The organism is Desulfoferula mesophila (assembly GCF_037076455.1).
Taxonomy (GTDB): domain Bacteria; phylum Desulfobacterota; class Desulfarculia; order Desulfarculales; family Desulfarculaceae; genus Desulfoferula; species Desulfoferula mesophila.
The window spans coordinates 117,069-134,067 of the sequence record NZ_AP028679.1 but is presented as its reverse complement, the minus strand read 5'-3'; the positions used below and the strand labels follow the sequence as shown (position 1 = coordinate 134,067).

The window sequence follows — 16,999 nt, the reverse complement described above, 5'->3', positions numbered from 1 at the left end:
ATGGAACATCCGCTTTTGCTGCTGGGGCTGTTGCTGGACTCTGTGGGACTGGGCGGCTTTGTCCACCACTACCCCCACGTGGTCTACTCCTGGCTGATCATCCTGTTCCTGCTGGTGGTCGCCAAGCTGGCCGTGGGCACGGTAAAGATGATCCCCTCCGGCGGGCAGAACTTCTTCGAGGTGCTCATCGGCGGTTTCGAGGACTTTTCCGTGGACGTCATGGGCGAGCACGGACGGCCCTTCTACCCCATCATCGCCACCCTGTTCATCTACATCCTGTGCATGAACTGGATCGGCCTGGTGCCGGGCATGCTCTCGCCCACCAGCAACATCAACACCCCGCTGTCCATGGCCCTGGTGGTGTTCATCATCTACAACGCGGTGGGCATCAAGCAGCACGGCTTCAGCTACATCAAGCACTTCATGGGCCCCATCTGGTGGTTGGCCCCCCTGATGCTGCCCATCGAGCTGATCGGCCACTTCAGCCGCATCCTGTCGCTCACCTTCCGTCTTTTCGGCAACGTCTTGGGCGAGGACCTGGTGCTGGCCATCCTGTTCGTCCTGGCGGGCATGTTCTTCGCGCCCCTGCCCATGATGTTCCTGGCCATCTTCACCAGCTTTGTGCAGGCGTTCATCTTCAGCCTGCTGACCATGCTCTACATCGCCGGATCGCTCGAGGAATCGCACTAAGAACGTAAAGAAGTTTTCCCTATTGGGAAGAAGGCACCCATATAAGGAAGAAGGCAAAAACCGTTAGTTTGAGGAGTTGGACATGAAGAAGTTTTCTCTGATCGCGGGGCTTACCGGCCTGTTTACCTTGGGCCTGGCCGCCGTGGCGATGGCCGCCGACGCGGGCGCCATGGCTGAGGCCGCCAAGCTGTTCGCCGCCACCGTGACCGCCGCCGGCTTCGGCATCGGCATCGCGGCCTTCGGCACCGGCATCGGCCAGGGCATCGCCATCAAGGGCGCGGTTGAGGGCACCGCCCGCAACCCGGAGGCCAGCGGCAAGATCACCGTGACCATGCTCATCGGCTTGGCCATGGTTGAGTCCCTTTGTATTTACGCCCTGGTTATCAGCCTGATTCTGCTCTACGCCTACCCCATGGCCGCTCCCGTGGCCAAGTTCCTGGGCATGAGCTAGACCGCATCCGATGGGCCGGGCCCTCGTGGCCCGGCCTTTTTTGGAAGTATGCATGTGCCTCTAAGCACAACAAGATTGGCCTTGCCATGAAGTTCCTGAAAATCCCCGCCGCCACCATCACCCGCCTGTCGCTCTACACCCGCGCCCTGGAAGGGCTCATCAAGGATCAGGTGACCGTGGTCTCCAGCAAAAAGCTGGCCGAGCTCTGCGGGGTCAACCCCGCGCAGATACGCAAGGACCTTGCCTATTTCGGACAGTTCGGCGTGCGGGGAGTGGGATATTACGTCAAGGAGCTTCTGTTCGACATCAAGAAGATCCTGGGCTTGCACCGGGAATGGAACCTGGCCATCGTGGGGGTGGGCAACCTGGGTTGCGCCCTGGTGGCCCACGAGAACTTCACCAAGCAGGGCTACCGTTTCGTGGCCGCCTTTGACGCCGACCCCATGAAGGCGGGCCGCAAACTGGTCACCGGCCTGATGATCTACCCGCCCAGCGACATGCAGTCCGTCTGCCGCGACAAGCAGGTGGAGATGGGGGTCATCTGCACCCCGCCCGAGTTCGCCCAGGACATCGCCAACCGCCTGGTCGACGCCGGGGTCAAGGCCATCCTCAACTTCGCGCCCACCCAGATCCAGGCCCCGGAGGGGATCAAGGTGGAGAACGTGGATTTCTCGGTCAAGCTGGACAACCTGGCCTATTACCTGACCACCAGCTAAGACCAAACCCCGACGACAACCAGCCTATCGGCCGCCGGCCGATGCCGCGCGGGGGGTATGGTTGCGCCTGGCTTGACGCCGTCGATCGTCCAAGCATTTATCAGCGGCGTGGCCTGGTCGATAACCCCGGATTCCTGATCCAGACCTCACCCGCCCCGGCTATGGCCAAGCTGAGAGTCACCTGGCTGGGGGTTTGCCCGGATTGCAGCAGAAAAGGGGTCTCCAGCATCGTCCAACCGCTATCGCCGCTCAGGCTTTTTTGCATTCCCCGGGAAAAATAATCCCCCTTGCCCGGGAAATGGCACCACATCTCAAGAAACGTTTTGCCCTTTAAATTCTTGGTCTTGACCTCGGCCTGATAAACCAGGAGACAATTGTCCACGTCCAGGTCCTTGACCACGGCCAGGCACACGGTACAGGGGCCCTGGGTCGCGATTTTAATCAGGCCTTTTTCTCCGGAGATGACGGTGCCCAAGGATTCCGGGTTGGCGAGGACTATGGGCTTAAGGTTTTTTGCCGTTGCTTGGGTGGTCGGCAGAGCGATGAAAAGCGCCAGCATCGCCAGGGAGGCGGCGAAGAGGCGACCACTTAATTTAAAGGGATTTGTCCGCATGATATGACCTTCCTTGGCCTGATGGCCCGCCGTCATGCCTTTCATCGCTGCCGGATGTACGGCACTGACTCACGACTCCGCCGGATTTGTTCATGAACAATCTTGGAAGCGGGTTTCGCTCACCCTGCCATTGCGGGCGGGGGCTGTCAACCGGCTGCGCGCAGGGTGCGGATCAGCTCGGCCATGGTGCGCTGGGCCTGGGTCAGGGCGGCGGCGGGGTCGTCGGCCTGGGCGGCCCACAAGGCGGCCTCGTTGGCCGCGCCGGAGATGACATGGGCCAGGGCCTCGGCGGGAAGGGGCTTGAGCACCCCCTGGTCCATGAGCAGGCCCAGGAAGGCGCGGTACTCGCCCAGGACGTTGGCCTCGTCTATCTCCCGCCAGGCCTCCCAGCCCAGCGCGGCCGGGGCGTCGATCAGCAATATGCGCCGCACCCCCGGCTCCAGGCAGGCGGCCAGGAACTCATCGTTGCCCGCGATCAGCATCTCCAGGGGGTCGCTTTCCCGCTCCACCGCCACCCTCACCCGCTGCTTGATCTCCGCCTGCACCTGCTCCACCACCGCCCGGAACAGGCCCTTCTTGCCGTCAAAGTGATGATACAGCGCCCCCCGGGTCACCCCCGCGGCGGCCACCACCTGCTCGGCCGAGGCCCCGGCAAAGCCGTGCTCGGCGAACAGGCGCCGGGCCTCGGCCAGCAGGCGCTCGGTGGTGCGCCGGCTGCGGGCGGCCTGCTTGTTGTCCGCCGGGGTTTTCTCGGCCGGGGCTTGCTTGCCGGGGGTCATGGTTCCTCCCTTGACATACGTACAGTATGTATGTAATATATCCCGTAACGCGAAACACTGCAACCAACAACCCGGTCCAACAAGTAAGGACACGAAACTCGACGCCGCGCAAGAGTAGTATAAACCGACGGCAGTGGCTGCGGACGGCGGTCCTGGCTTCCCTGGGAGCCGGCCTGGCGGTGTCGGTTCCCTGGGTGCGGCCGGTTTGGGGAGATGAGGCCATGAAGCAGAAAACTGAGCTGCCCCTGGTGGAGCTGGCCGGAACCCCGTCCGAGGTGGGGCGCGGTTGGGGCCAGGCCCTGGCCGGGCCCATGCGCCAAGGGCTGGACCAGATTCTGGGCGTGGTGCAGATGGTGCACGGCACCTCCCGGGCCGAGGCCTTGGCCCTGGCCATGAAGCTGTGGCCCGCGGCCACCGGCTTCGACCCTGAGTTGGAGCCCTTTGTGCGCGGCCAGGCCCAAGGCGCGGGGATGAGCCTGGAGGAGGCCTGGGCCACCCGCTGCGGTCTGGAGCTGTTGTTCTTCAACACCAACCTGGCCGCCATGTGCACCACCCTGGCCGCCACCGGCCCGGCCACCCCGGACGGCCAGACCGTCATGGGGCAAAACATCGACTGGTTCACCGGCACTCCCCTGGCCCTGGTGCGCATCCGGCGCGACGACGGCCTGCAGCAACTGGTGCTACCCATATTGGGCCTGGGCGAGTACACCCTGAACTCCGCCGGGCTGGGCTGCTGCCTCAACGGCGTGGCCCCCATGCAACCCGACCTGCGGCCCCGGATCCCCCTGGCGGCCTATCTGCCCAAGGCCATGCGCCAGTCCGACCCGGCCCAGGCGCGGGGCATATTGGAGCAGGCCTGCCGGGGCATCGTCAGCGTCACCCTGGGCGACGCCCGGGGCGGTCTGATCTGCGTGGAAGGCACGCTGGACGAGGTCGAGGTGCTAGAGCCCAAGGGCGGCATCCTGGTGCACGCCAACAACTACCGCACCCCGCGCTTTCAGGCGGTGGACAACTATCAGATGGTCTTTCCGGACAGCCCGGCGCGCACCGCCCGCATGCAGCAGCGGGCCGAGGAGCTCAGCGGCCGCCTGACCCACGCGACCCTGGGCGAAATCCTGAGCGATCATCAGGGTCGGCCCAACTCCATCTGCCGCCACCCCGACCCCGCCGTGCCGCCAATGCTCCAGGCCGAGTCGTTGGGCTCGTTTATCATGCTGCCCGCGCAGCGCGTCATGCTGGTGGCCGCAGGCAACCCCTGCACCCACGAGTACCTGCGCTACGAGGTGGCGGGGGGATAAGGCTAGAGGGTGGCGTGGTGTGAACTGGCACTGTCTATTCCTAACAGCGGAGGCAACTGCTAGACCACCCAACTTCCACTGCGGCACTCAAAATGTCAACAATGGTCGGCGGTATCAGAGGGGCGCCCCAAGATGTTATCTCCCTCGCAATATAGCGGGCTACTAACGGTTTGCCCGTGTCAGCAGAAAGTGCAAGAGTCTTTCTCGCCTGTGCTGTGAGGTTCTCAACATCAGGTATCTCACTATTTATTTGTGTCTCCCATTTGTTGATAAAAAACGCGAAAGTTGGCTCAACACACACTGGGCCTTGAATTTTTCCTGTATATCCCAGGAGAGCAAGCAGGTCCTTGGACATTACCTCGGAGTCTTTGCCTTGGTCATAGTCAAAAAGCAAATAGCAGGCTATGCCAAGTTCATTGAAAATCCGATACAGCCTATCCATTTGTCCTTTGCCGACACATTCTACGATACCGATATTTTCCCGATCCAATAAGATGCCCATTGCTTCTGCATAAATGGGCAAAGAATACGCTTCGGTAGGCCCCTCAACCAATATTACTTTCTCAGCAAAAAACCCTTCGCTCCTGGTAGGATGGTAAGCATGAGAGTATAAATCTCTCATTGATTCCGGAGTTGGTTTTGCTTTGGGGACTCTAGTAGTTAAATCAACTATCATTTTTTTCATAGGAAGCTGCCAAACTTTGGTACAAACCGTGTCTTCTCCTTCGCTGTTTATTTTTTGTTTTTCAACTCTAATAATTTCATCGAAATAAGCAACGTCCACCAACAACGCAGAATGTGTTGAAAAAACAACCTGATCGCGACCGTTAGCAGCGATACCCTGAAATATTTTTCGTATGTTCCTCTGAGCTTGTGGGTGCATATATAGTTCAGGTTCTTCTACCCCAAAAATCATTGACCTTTTTTTGTTGTCCCCGTAGCCGGTGACTAATTCTGAATAGCACTGGAGGACAGAAAAAATAAAGGCTCTCTGCAAGCCATGACCTTTATTTTCTATTGTATTACGGAAGCCATCATTAACGAAAATTCTTGGCGAAGTAAGTATGACTTCAATGGTTGGGGGCTGAAACTCCATCTCAAGATCGCATGGTATATAAGAAGAAAGAATTTTGTTAATCCTTTCTTCTGTATTTACAATATCTGCAATACGTTCACTACCTCCTACACGGTTAAGCCTTGCACGCAACCTGGACATTGACTGTTCCATTTCAATGGTTTGCTCGGCTGTTATACCTTTTAGTATTTCATATATTAGTTTACCAAATGGGCTAGACTTAGTGACCTTCGCCTCGTCTGAAGCTTCTTTAACTGCGGGGACAAAAATAAAATGAGGCAGTGTACTTTTCAGCACACCCGCATACCCTTTTGGATTATCAATCCATTCTTCAATAAAATCATCGGGGGTTAAAGATGTAGACACAACTTCTTTTGCTTTTTCTTTCCACTCCCCTACCTTCGGCTTATTACCAACTATTTCAGCAAAATTTAATCCGTTAACTACTAACTGTTCCGGTGACGTTAGCCATTCTCCTATCATTTTGCCATTAATTTTGTTTTCTTGTAGCCAATCGTACTTTGGGACCTTGTTACAATATTTTTGTCCAATTATTACCTTGCTATCTGTGTCTTCATCTTCTTCCCCAGATAACATAGCGTATCTAGCCATATGGAAAGATTCATCATCTTTAAGATACCCTCCTAATGATTCAATTTCATCTGCGCTCAAATCATCAAAAATTGCTTCAATCCAAATTGGATTGTCCTTGTTTCCATTCCAATATGACTCTTCGTCAATTTTATATCTGGAGGGATTGAACAGAAAGTCTAGCGCCCTTAATATACTTGATTTTCCAGCATTATTTGGGCCAACGAGCGCATGAATAGACTCGAAATCAATTACAACATCCTTACAGGATCGATAATTTTTTATTTTTACCTGCTTGATCTTCATTGCACCCCCCAAAAGCCAGCTCGCCCTTGGCAGGGCAATCCGGACAATCACGAACCGTTTAAAATATTCGTTGAAATACCCCCCTGGTTGCTAACAAATAAATTGGCAGTAATAGCCAGCGGATGTCAACCCTTGAATAATCTTGTGGGCGCCTCTTACTCGCTGTTTCCGGCGTGAGCAGGTATCACGCCCCTACCCCTAACGCCCTCCCAGCACCTTCTTCAGATACTGCCCGGTGTAGCTCTTCGGATTGGCGGCCACCTCTTCGGGGGTGCCGGTGGCGATGACCAGCCCGCCGTTGTCGCCCCCCTCGGGCCCCAGGTCGATGATGTGGTCGGCGGTCTTGATGACCTCCAGGTTGTGCTCGATGACCACCACGGTGTTGCCCATCTCCACCAGGCGCTCCAACACACCCAACAGCTTTCTTATGTCGTCGAAGTGCAGGCCGGTGGTGGGCTCGTCCAGGATGTAGAGGGTGCGGCCGGTGGCCCGCTTGCCCAGCTCGCGGCTTAGCTTCACGCGCTGGGCCTCGCCGCCGCTCAGGGTGGTGGCCGCCTGGCCCAGGCGGATGTAGCCCAGGCCCACGTCCACCAGGGTCTCCAGCTTGTTGCGGATGACCGGCACGTTGGCGAAAAACTCCAGGGCCTGGTTGCAGGTCATGTGCAACACGTCGGCGATGCTGGCCCCCTTGTAGGTGATCTCCAGGGTGTCGCGGTTGTAGCGGGCCCCGTGGCACACCTCGCAGGTCACGTATACGTCGGGCAAAAAGTGCATCTCGATCTTGATGATGCCGTCGCCGTCGCAGGCCGGGCAGCGGCCGCCGCGCACGTTGAAGGAGAAGCGGCCGGGCTTGTAGCCCCGGGCGCGCGACTCGGCGGTCTGGGCGAACAGCTCGCGGATGGGGGTGAACACCCCGGAGTAGGTGGCCGGGTTGGAGCGGGGGGTGCGCCCGATGGGGCTCTGGTCGATGTCGATGACCTTGTCCAGCTTTTCCAGGCCCTTGATCTCGGCCACCGTCCCGGCCCGCTCCTTGGAGCGATAGAGCCGCTGGGCCAGGGCCCGGTACAGGGTGTCGATGACCAGGCTGGACTTGCCCGAGCCCGACACCCCGGTGACGCAGGTGAACAGGCCCATGGGTATCTTGACGTCGATGTCCTTGAGGTTGTGCTCGCCGCAGCCGATGAGCTCCACCGCGCCCCGGCCGTTAGCGCGGCGCTTGGCGGGCACGGGGATGACCTTCTTGCCGCTCAGGTATTGGCCGGTGAGCGACTGGCTGCTGCGCAATAGTTGCTTGGGCGTGCCGGAGAACACCACCTCCCCGCCGTGGCGGCCCGCGCCGGGGCCCATGTCGATCACGGTGTCGGCGGCCAGGATGGTGTCCTCGTCGTGCTCCACCACCAACACGGTGTTGCCCAGGTCGCGCATGCGCTTGAGCGTGGTCAAGAGGCGCTGGTTGTCGCGCTGGTGCAGGCCGATGGAGGGCTCGTCCAAGACGTAGAGCACCCCCACCAGGGCCGAGCCGATCTGGGTGGCCAGGCGGATGCGCTGGCCCTCGCCGCCGCTCAGGGTGGCGCTGGTGCGCTCCAGGGTCAGGTAGTCCAGGCCCACGTCCACCATGAAGCCCAGGCGCTGGGTTATCTCCTGCAACACCTTTTCGGCGATGATGGCCTCGCGCTTGCCCAGGCTGAGCTTTTGTACGAACTCCAGGGCCTGGCGCACGCTCTGGCTGGTGAACTCGTGGATGTTGAGCCCGCCCACCTTGACCGCCAGGGAGGTGGTCTTCAGGCGAGCCCCGCCGCACTCGTCGCAGGGCTGGGAGTTCATGAAGCGGCCCAGCTCGTCGCGCATGGCCTGGCTGGTGGTCTCGTGGTAGCGCCGCTCCAGGTGGTTGACCATGCCCTCCCAGGGGCGCTTGTAGTAATGCCGCCGCTCGCCGCGCTCCAGGTAGAAGCTGACCTCGCCCTCGGTGCCGTAGAGCAGGGCTTGCTGCGTTTCTTCGGGCAAATCCTGCCAAGGGGTGTAGGGGTCGAAGCCCAAATGCTGGGCCAGGGCGTCGATGATCTGCTGGCGGTAGACGCTGTCGCTGCCCGCCCAGGGGGCCAGGGCCCCTTCGCGCAGGCTCAGCGCCGGGTTGGGCACCACCAGCTCGGGGTCGAAGAACACCCGGGTGCCCAGGCCGTCGCAGGCCGGGCAGGCGCCCTGGGGCGAGTTGAAGGAGAACATCTGGGGGGTCAGCTCGGGCAGGCTGATGCCGCAGGCGTCGCAGGCCAGCCGCTCGCTGAACAGCTCCTCGCGGTCGGGCTCGCCGCCTTGGCCATGCACCCAGGCCAGCAGCAGGCCCTCGCCCATCCTGAGAGCCAGCTCCACGCTGTCGGTGAGCCGCCGGGCCACGCTGTCCTTGATGACGATGCGGTCGATGACCACCTCGATGCTGTGCTTCTTGTTTTTCTCCAGGTCGGGGGCCTCGGCCAACTCCACCAGCTTGCCGTCCACCCTCGCCCGCACGAAGCCGTCCTTCATGAGCCGGGCGAACACGCCCTTGTGCTCGCCCTTGCGCTGGGTGATCACCGGGGCCAGAAGGGTGAGGCGGCCGCCCTCGCCCAACTCCATGAGCTGGTCCACGATCTCCTGGGGCGAGCGGGAGCGGATCTGCTTGCCGCACTGGGGGCAGTAGGGGGTGCCGGCCCGGGCGTACAAGAGGCGCAGGTAGTCGTAGATCTCGGTGACCGTGGCCACGGTGGAGCGGGGGTTCTTGGAGGTGGTCTTCTGCTCGATGGCGATGGCCGGGCTCAGGCCCTCGATGGCCTCCACGTCCGGCTTGTCCATGCGCTCCAGAAACTGGCGGGCGTAAGCGCTCAGCGACTCCACGTAGCGGCGCTGGCCTTCGGCGTAGATGGTGTCAAAGGCCAGGGTGGACTTGCCCGAGCCGGACAGGCCGGTGACCACCACCAGCTTGTCGCGGGGGATGGTCACGTCGATGTTCTTCAGGTTGTGTTGCCGGGCGCCCCGGACGGTGATGTTCTTAAGCATGAAGAGCTACGTTTCAACCTTGCGTTTTACGCGGCCCGCCTCGTGGCGGAACCTAATGGAATCGTTGGGTTTCGCTACGCTCTACCCAACCTACACAATGCTATATGGCCGTCCCGCCCCTTGGGGGATGTTCCTCGGGCGGGGCGAATAGTTATAAAGTTAAGGCCGCCAAGCCGAACGCGCACCCCAAATTTTAGCGGATCGCTGGTTTATAGCGGCGGTTGGGTGAAAGATCAACTGGTTACGGCCATCACCGGGTGCGGGGCCTCGCCGCCGCCACTCGGCGATATTATGCACCATCCGAGCGCAATACTCAACGTGTGTTGTCAAAGTTTAGAAACAACTCGTCGCCAGGGAGCCTTTTCTCCCGTACCTGGGCATGACGATGGAAACAAAAGATTGCCGCGTCGCGGCGGGGGTGATGGCCTGGGGGCGGGCGGAAGGTATGGCGAGCGGCATCTTCCAAGGCCAGGGATTGCCGTGTCGCGGCGGCCGCGCGGGGTTAACCTGCGCGGCCTCCTGGCGTGGATGACTTCGTTCGCCCGCCCTAGCCGCTGGGCACGGGGCCGGGGTTGTAGTTGGTGTAGCCCTGGGCCACCCAACCGAACTGGCCGTTGGGCGCCTGCACGTAGAGCCAGTCCGGCGCCGAGCCGTAGACGTTGATGCTGTAGCCCTGCATCACCGTGGTCACCACCGGGTAGTTCATGCCCGGCCCGGTGCGCACATTGAGCAACGGGGCCATCACCACCGCTTGGCCGATGGGCGCGGAGGGGGCTCCTATCGCCGGGGCCGCCGGAGAGCTGACCACCGCCCCGGCCGGGGCGTTCACCACCACGTAGCCGCCGGAGGAGGCGCGGTAGTAGATGCCGGCAAAGGTGTAATAGGTGATGCCCGCCACCAGCAGGGTTACGAAGCCGAGGGGCAGGATCGGCACGTAGAAGCCCACGGGAGGCCGCACCACCACGTAGCCCCCGCCGCGGTAGGGCCGGTAGTAGCGCCCGCCGTAATAATAGTAGCGGTTGCCCTTGTACACGTAGGTGGTGTGCTTGGGCGGCATCTTGGGTACCACTCGGGGGTGGTTGCCGTAGTAGCTCTTGTATTGCTTGTTCTGGGGCGGCCGCTGGTAGTTATGGCCCTGGGGGTACTTCTGCTTGGGGTTGTACCCCGGCTTGCCCTGATACTGCGGCGGGGCGCCCTTTTGGTTGTAGCCCGGCTTGCCCTGGTATTGCTGCGGAGAGCCTTTTTGGTCGTAATTAGGCTTGCCTTGATATTGCTGCGGAGAGCCCTTTTGGTTGTGGCTGGGCTTCCCCTGATATTGCTGCTGTTGGTGTCCCTCGCCCTTGTGGCCCTTGGATTCCTGGGGCTTGCCCTGCGACTCATAGCCCTGCTCGCCCTGGTAGTCGCGGGCCAGGGCCACGGGCGGCAGCGCCAGGGTGGCGGCCAGGGCCAGACAGCACAGCTTGCCGGCCCAACGCCAGGTTCCGCTTCGCTTGGTGCTCAACATCGTCTGCATATCCCTCCAGCGCTTCTGATGGGTTTTCAGGCCGTTTCACCAGGTGGCCGGCCAAAGGCGAGCCCGGACCGCTGGCGTGTGTTTTACCTAAATTATACCGTAGGGCCAGGGTGGGGGTGGGAGCGAGAAAATAAGTGGGGCGCGGGTTGGGTTTCGCAGCGCTCACCCAACCCATGCCCCGGCTGGTTCTGTCCTTAATCGCCCGCCATGGCCATCTGGGCGGCCATGCGCACCGCCGCGATCATGGAGGCCGGGTTGGCCTGGCCGGTTCCGGCCAGGTCGTAGGCCGTGCCGTGGTCCACGCTGGTGCGGATGATGGGCAGGCCCAGGCTCACGTTGACCCCGTCCTCGAAGTGCAGCAGTTTCAGGGGGATGAGCCCCTGGTCGTGGTACATGCACACCACCGTGTCGAAGTGGCCCCGGGTGGCCCGCCAGAACACGGTGTCCGGAGGCAGGGGGCCCACGGCGTCCACGCCCGCCGCCCTTAGCTCCTCCACCGCCGGGGCGATGATGCGCTCTTCCTCGTCGCCGAACAGGCCGTGCTCCCCGGCGTGGGGGTTGAGGCCGCACACCGCCAGGCGCGGGGCGGCGATGCCCCAGTAGCGCTCGAGTGAGTCGTGGGTCACTTGGGCGGTGTGGACGATGCCCTCCACGCTGAGCAGGCCCGGCACATCGCGCATGGCCTTGTGGATGGTCACCAGCACCACCTTGAGGCGCTCGCCGGCCAGCATCATCACCGGGCGCTCGGTGCCGGTGCGCCGGGCCAGCAGGGTGGTGTGGCCGGTGTCGGAATAGCCCGCCGCCTGCAGGGCCTCCTTGCTGATGGGCGCGGTGGCCATGGCCGCCGCCTCGCCCGCCTGCACCAGCTCCAGGGCCTTTTCCACGAAGCCGCCGGCCAGTTTGCCGCTGGCCGGGCTGGGCAGGCCGGGGGTTATCTTGAGCAACTGGCCCACCTCCACCACCTCCACCGCCGGGGCGGGCAGGCCGCAGGAGCGGGCCCCGGCCTCCAGCAGGCGGCGCTGGCCCACCACGATCAGCTCGGCCAGCTCCAGGGTGGGGGCATGGGCGCACAAGCGGGCCACAATCTCCGGCCCCACTCCGGCGGGGTCGCCCAGGGTAACGGCGATGCGCGGCTTCATTATTTTCCTCCCAGGCGCTTGCGCCAGTAATCGGGCCGCCAGCCCACCTCCACCTCGTCGTCATAGGCGATGACCGGCACCACCCGCGCGCCGGGGGCCAGGCGGGCCATGCGGCGCTTGGCGCTCATGGAGGCGGTCACGTCCACCTCTTCAATGCGAAACCCCCGCGCCGCGAAAAACTCCTTGGCCGCCCGGCAGTGGCCGCAGCCGGGGGTCTTGAAGATGGTCACCGCCTTGTCCCTGGCCATGGGCCTTCTCCCGTTTCGGCAAATAAAAAACAATCTTAGCGCCGCCCGCTCCCATGCGCAAACCAGGGGACCGGGCAAGGAAATACTTTTGTGCGCCCCAGCGCTGGGCCCCCGCCGGGGCCTCATCTAGGCTCCACTGCAACATCGGCCGGCCCCCAGCCCGGAGGAGCGCATGAGCACTTGCCGCTTTATGTATGACAACTTCATCCCCGGCCCCCAGGCCTTGGGGGTTTCCAGCGCCAGGCCCGGCATGGTGGGCCTGCCCGCCGCCGAGGCCCTGGGCTCGGCCACCTGCCTGGCCGCCGGGGAGCACACCGGCGACCTGGACCAGGTGGTGGTGGTGGAGATCGACTCGGTGACCGCCGGGTCCGAGGTGGGCCTGGCCACCTTCCGCTGGAAGCGCCAGAGCGCCGGGGCCTGGGAGGCCACGGGCGTGGACACCTCGGTGAGCCTTCTCACCCTGGCCGACGGGGTGCGGATCAAGTGGGTGCCCGGACCGGGGAAGGATTTCTACCGGGGCGACCGCTGGAGCATCCTGGCCACCGGCCGCCAGGGGCCCCAGGCGCTCATGGACCGCGACCGCGACAACGCCTGGCGAGCCACCGCCTGCGCCGGGCAGTGGATCGGAGCGGACCTGGGCCAGGCCCGGCGAGTGCGGGCCCTGGTGTTGGCCGACCACAACCTGAGCGACGCGGCCTCCCTCACCCTGCGGGCCTCCGACATCCCCGGCGACCCGGCCTGGAGCTTCGCCCCGGGGGACGGGGTGGTGGCGGCCACCCCCGCGCTCACCCGGCCCCACCTGGTGTGCTTCTTGGACGCCACCCACCGCTACTGGCGCCTGGAGCTGGACGACCCGGCCAACCCCGAGGGCCTGCTGCGGGCCAGCCTGTTCTACCTGGGCGACAGCTTCGCCCCCCAGCGCACCTTTCGGGCCGCCTACACCCAGGGCCGCGCGGCCACCCGCCAGTTGCTCAAGGGGGCGGGAGGCAAGGTGGCGGGCAGCAGCGGGGCCCTGGCCGCCTATTACCAACTGGAGTTCGCCCGCCTGGCCCAGGCCGACGTGGACGGGCTGGAGGCGATGCTCTGTGCCACCCACGCGGGCGGCGAGGGCGGCCTGCGCCCCCTGTTTTTCACCCCCTTTGAGTCCGACCCCGGCCAGACCCTCTATGGCCTGCCCGGCGCGGAGCTGTCCCGGCAGCGGGCCCCCGGCGGCCGCTGGAACCTGGGCCTGAGCCTGCAAGAGGTGGTGAGAACCGATGTTTGAGATCAGCCAGGAGTTCAACCGGGCCCGCCGCGACCGGGGCCTCAAGCCGGTGCTCTTGTTCAGCCTGGTCAACGCCTTTGGCCAGCGGGTCTACGCCTCCCGCCACCCCCGCGACGAAGAGTTGGGCCTGGCCGCCCCCACCCTGGCCGACGGCCGGTTCCTGGCCGACGGCTCGCGCAGCGCCGGGCAGGGCAGCCTGACTCTCTTGGAGCGGGGGGCCCGGGTGCTCGCCTTGGGCAAGCTGCGCGAGACCCTCACCGCCGGGGGCGAGGTCTTGGCAGGGCTGCGCCAGGAGGAGGCCGACAGCCTGAGCGTCACCCTGGCCAACGATAGCGGATCGCTGGTCTTCAGCCGCCTGGAGGCCCGGGAAAACCTCTTGGGGGCCGTGGGCGAGCTGATGGTGGGCTGGCCGGGCATCCCCGGCCGGGACTATTTGCGCCGCTACCGGGGCAAGGTCAGCGCCTACAGCCTCAACGAGACCCGCCTCACCCTAACCCTGCAGGCCCTGTGATGCTCGACCTGGACGCCAAGCTGCAACTGAGGCGGGCGGGGGACTACCCCGCCCCGCGCAAGGACGCCGCCCTGCTGCCGTTGGTCCTGGGCGACATGAGCCTGGGGGGCGAGGGCGGGCTGTGGGAGGCGGTGTGCCTGGACAAGGACGACTTCGTCTACGCCCTGGCCGGGCACGCCCTCAGGTCCCTGGCGGCCGGCAACGTGGTGAGCCTTTACGACCGCGAGGGCGACCAGATATCGCCCGGCGACTACGCCCTGGACCTGGCCCACGACTATCAGGGCCGGGGGCTCATCGCCACCGCCACCTTCGGCGAGGACGCCAAGTCCCGGGAGCCCATAACCGTGCGGGCCCAGGGCCGGGCCGACCAGAGCGACGGACTCATCGCCAATCCGGTGGAGATCGTGCGCGAGGTTTTGCTCAACCTGGCCGGGGCGGACCCCGCGGAACTGGACCAGAGCGCCTTCAGCCGGGCGCGGGCCAGGGCCGAGTCCCTGGGCTACGCCGCCGCCGGGGTGATCCAGAAGGAGGCCTCCCTGGGCAACCTGTTAACCAGCCTCCTGGCCGACTTTCTGGGATCCTGGTGGCTGGGCGGCGACGGGCGGCTCAAGGTGTTCCTGGACCTGGGGGCCGGCTCGCTGAGCGCAAGCGAGGTGGCCGCCCAGCTGCGCCAGGGCGACCTGGACAGCCTGGGCGTGCAGGCCAAGCTGGCCGACCTGGCCAACCGGGCCCCGGCCAGCTACGCCTACAACTTCGCCGCCAAGGAGTACCAGGCCTTCTTCGACGGGGTGGAAACCCAGGACCTCAAGGCCCAGGGCCTCTACGGGCTGGTGGCCGTCGGCCTGGAGCTGAACTGGGTGCGCGCCGCCCCGGTGGCCCGCACCGTGTCCTCGCGCCTGGTGGATCTGTTGGGGCGGCCCCGCCGGATCATCACCTGCCGGGAAAACTCCCTGGCCAACCTGCCCCTGGAAAAGGGCGACGCTCTGCTTTTCGGCCTGTCCTGGCTCATGGACCCCCAGGGACGGCCCCTCAAGAACCAGATCGTGCGGGTGTTGGGCCTGGAGCCGGACCTGGACGCCGGGACCATCACCTACACCCTGTTGGACAGCGGGCTCTACAAGACCTTGGCCGCCCTGGCCGACGGCAGCGGCCTGGCCGACGGCTCGCTGGTGGCCGGGGGAGACCGGGACCGCAACGACTATTAGGAGAAAGACATGTCGGATTTGAGAATCCAATACGACGAGGAGATGGTCGGCGCGGACCACCCCACCAAGTCGGACACCCTGAACCGCCTGATGCTGGCCGAGCACGACAACGCCGGCAAGCACCGCGCGCTCACCCTGCCCGAGCAGGCCGGCGACCCCGCCACCGGCCTGGACGAAGGCGCGCTCTACAGCAAGGACGCCGGGGGCGGGCCCGAGCTGTTTTACCGGGGCGAGAGCGACGGCTCGGTGGTGCAGCTCACCGAAGGGGGGGCGGTGGCCGGCAGCCCGAAAGGCTATATCGCTGGGCTGTTATTTCAATACGCCAGCGCCTCCAGCTTCACCGTCACCAGCGGCGCGATCGATATTCTGGGCAAGCTCTACGCCGCCGCGTCCACGATAACGGTAAGCGGGCTAAGCGGCCTCGGGGCCAACACCAATCAATATATCAAGGCCGGCGCCCCCTCCTCCGGGCGCACCTTCGGCCTGGCCCAGGTATCCCTGACCGCCACCGCCCCCACCTGGAGCGACACCTATCTGGGCTGGTATTGCGGCAACGACCGCGTGATCGGCTGGCTGAGAACCGACGCTTCGGGCAACATCCGGCGGTTTTTCGTTGGCGGGGGCGTCTGGTCCCTGGTGGATTCCATCACCGAGATTTCCACCACCTCCCCCCCCACTTCCGCCACGGCCTTCTCCCTGAGCCTGCCGGCGCTGGGCAACATGGCCGCCATAGTGGCCATCTACATCAACGCCTCCAGCGGGTCGATTTCAGCCTATAACGCCGACAACGGCTCGGCGGCGCCGCTCAGCGTGGGCACCGTCTTCCAAAACCAGGGGTTGATCAGCGGCATCCTCATGACCACTTCGGCCCAGCAAATCAAATGGAAATGCACCACGAGCAGCGTATACAACGCGGCGATTATTTTGCATGGGGCGATGATCCCATCCGGCCTGGCCGGCCGGTAGAAGGAGGTTAGATGATGCTGCACGCCTACGACCCCGCCACCGGAGCCATAGAGCAGGTTTTCCTTGGGCCCAATCCGGACGAAGTGTCGCGCATGGAGGCCCTGGGCTACGCCGTCATCCCCGGCCCCATGATCGAGCTGGGAAGATACCGCTACGTGGATGGCGAGCTGACCCAGGTGGTGGAAGACCTGGAGGCCAAGAAGACCGCCGCGCTGGCCAAGCTGCAGGCGGCTTACCAGGCCTATTCCGACAGCCGCTACAGCCTGGCCTGGCAGTCCAGCGCCCGCGAATTCCGCGACACCGCCAAGGAGGTGGCCGGATCGGACACCGCCGCCGAGGAGCAAAAACAGGCGGCCAGGGCCATCCTGCAACGCCTGGCCACCCTTCAGGGATGGCTGTTCAAGGGGATCATGGTCTATTACGCCAGCAAGGCGGCCGAGATAAATGCGGCCGACGACGACGAGGCCTTGGAAGCCGTTACCTGGGAGTTCCAGACCCTGGACGCCAGCGACCCCCTGGTGTCCATCACCGACGAGCTTTACCCGCTGTTGATGGTCGCCCTCGGCGAGCAAGGGGCGGCGCAGTGACCCGACGGACCGCCAGC

Annotated in this window: 16 protein-coding genes; 9 read left to right on the top strand and 7 right to left on the bottom strand. The window is 63.7% G+C overall.

From position 1 onward, the window contains the following. From atpB to AACH32_RS00640, 3 genes are all read left to right on the top strand, one after another. Window positions 1–690 carry a F0F1 ATP synthase subunit A gene (gene atpB, locus AACH32_RS00650; RefSeq protein WP_338604302.1) on the top strand — a complete coding sequence of 230 codons (690 nt, stop codon included), beginning with the start codon at window positions 1–3 and terminating at the stop codon, window positions 688–690. 82 nt (window positions 691–772) lie between these two features. Further along, entirely contained in the window at window positions 773–1,141 is a 369-nt protein-coding gene (gene atpE, locus AACH32_RS00645; RefSeq protein ID WP_338604299.1) for an ATP synthase F0 subunit C, read from the top strand. An 86-nt stretch (window positions 1,142–1,227) separates the two neighbouring features. Beyond that, the gene (locus AACH32_RS00640) at window positions 1,228–1,857 is read left to right on the top strand and encodes a redox-sensing transcriptional repressor Rex (RefSeq protein ID WP_338604297.1); all 630 of its coding nucleotides are present in this window, start codon (window positions 1,228–1,230) and stop codon (window positions 1,855–1,857) included. A 100-nt stretch (window positions 1,858–1,957) separates the two neighbouring features. On the opposite strand, the gene AACH32_RS00635 is transcribed toward AACH32_RS00640, so the two are convergent. Next, the gene (locus tag AACH32_RS00635; RefSeq protein WP_338604294.1) at window positions 1,958–2,515 is read right to left on the bottom strand and encodes a hypothetical protein; all 558 of its coding nucleotides are present in this window, start codon (window positions 2,513–2,515) and stop codon (window positions 1,958–1,960) included. A gap of 101 nt (window positions 2,516–2,616) precedes the next feature. Beyond that, window positions 2,617–3,249, bottom strand: coding sequence for a TetR/AcrR family transcriptional regulator (locus AACH32_RS00630; protein ID WP_338604291.1), 633 nt, complete (start codon window positions 3,247–3,249; stop codon window positions 2,617–2,619). A gap of 221 nt (window positions 3,250–3,470) precedes the next feature. Between AACH32_RS00630 and AACH32_RS00625 the strand changes: the two genes are divergently transcribed. Beyond that, the gene (locus tag AACH32_RS00625; protein ID WP_338604289.1) at window positions 3,471–4,547 is read left to right on the top strand and encodes a C45 family peptidase; all 1,077 of its coding nucleotides are present in this window, start codon (window positions 3,471–3,473) and stop codon (window positions 4,545–4,547) included. Window positions 4,548–4,587: 40 nt separating this feature from the next. Here AACH32_RS00625 and AACH32_RS00620 read toward each other — a convergent pair whose 3' ends face one another. The 5 genes from AACH32_RS00620 to AACH32_RS00600 form a co-directional block, all read right to left on the bottom strand. Beyond that, a complete protein-coding gene (locus AACH32_RS00620) occupies window positions 4,588–6,519 on the bottom strand; it encodes an ATP-dependent nuclease (RefSeq protein WP_338604287.1) in 1,932 nt (643 codons plus the stop codon). Window positions 6,520–6,717: 198 nt separating this feature from the next. Then, a complete protein-coding gene (gene uvrA, locus AACH32_RS00615) occupies window positions 6,718–9,549 on the bottom strand; it encodes an excinuclease ABC subunit UvrA (RefSeq protein ID WP_338604285.1) in 2,832 nt (943 codons plus the stop codon). A 547-nt stretch (window positions 9,550–10,096) separates the two neighbouring features. After that, window positions 10,097–11,062 carry a DUF6515 family protein gene (locus AACH32_RS00610; RefSeq protein ID WP_338604282.1) on the bottom strand — a complete coding sequence of 322 codons (966 nt, stop codon included), beginning with the start codon at window positions 11,060–11,062 and terminating at the stop codon, window positions 10,097–10,099. Window positions 11,063–11,256: 194 nt separating this feature from the next. Further along, window positions 11,257–12,201, bottom strand: coding sequence for a 4-hydroxythreonine-4-phosphate dehydrogenase PdxA (gene pdxA / locus AACH32_RS00605; RefSeq protein WP_338604280.1), 945 nt, complete (start codon window positions 12,199–12,201; stop codon window positions 11,257–11,259). After that, window positions 12,201–12,449 (bottom strand): glutaredoxin family protein, encoded by a 249-nt coding sequence (locus AACH32_RS00600; protein WP_338604277.1) that lies wholly within the window; start codon window positions 12,447–12,449, stop codon window positions 12,201–12,203. The genes pdxA and AACH32_RS00600 overlap by 1 nt, the downstream gene beginning before the upstream one ends. A 172-nt stretch (window positions 12,450–12,621) precedes the next feature. Here AACH32_RS00600 and AACH32_RS00595 point away from each other — a divergent pair, with 172 nt between their 5' ends. Genes AACH32_RS00595 through AACH32_RS00575 form a run of 5 tightly spaced genes read left to right on the top strand, consistent with a single transcriptional unit; the run spans window position 12,622 to window position 16,982 of the window. Then, complete coding sequence (locus AACH32_RS00595; protein WP_338604274.1) at window positions 12,622–13,713, top strand: hypothetical protein; 1,092 nt, start codon at window positions 12,622–12,624, stop codon at window positions 13,711–13,713. Next, entirely contained in the window at window positions 13,706–14,224 is a 519-nt protein-coding gene (locus tag AACH32_RS00590; protein WP_338604271.1) for a hypothetical protein, read from the top strand. The genes AACH32_RS00595 and AACH32_RS00590 overlap by 8 nt, the downstream gene beginning before the upstream one ends. After that, complete coding sequence (locus tag AACH32_RS00585; protein WP_338604268.1) at window positions 14,224–15,429, top strand: hypothetical protein; 1,206 nt, start codon at window positions 14,224–14,226, stop codon at window positions 15,427–15,429. The genes AACH32_RS00590 and AACH32_RS00585 overlap by 1 nt, the downstream gene beginning before the upstream one ends. Before the next feature lie 9 nt (window positions 15,430–15,438). Next, the gene (locus tag AACH32_RS00580; protein ID WP_338604265.1) at window positions 15,439–16,395 is read left to right on the top strand and encodes a hypothetical protein; all 957 of its coding nucleotides are present in this window, start codon (window positions 15,439–15,441) and stop codon (window positions 16,393–16,395) included. Between the two features lie 11 nt (window positions 16,396–16,406). Beyond that, window positions 16,407–16,982, top strand: coding sequence for a hypothetical protein (locus AACH32_RS00575; RefSeq protein ID WP_338604262.1), 576 nt, complete (start codon window positions 16,407–16,409; stop codon window positions 16,980–16,982). Window positions 16,983–16,999: the final 17 nt, after the last annotated feature.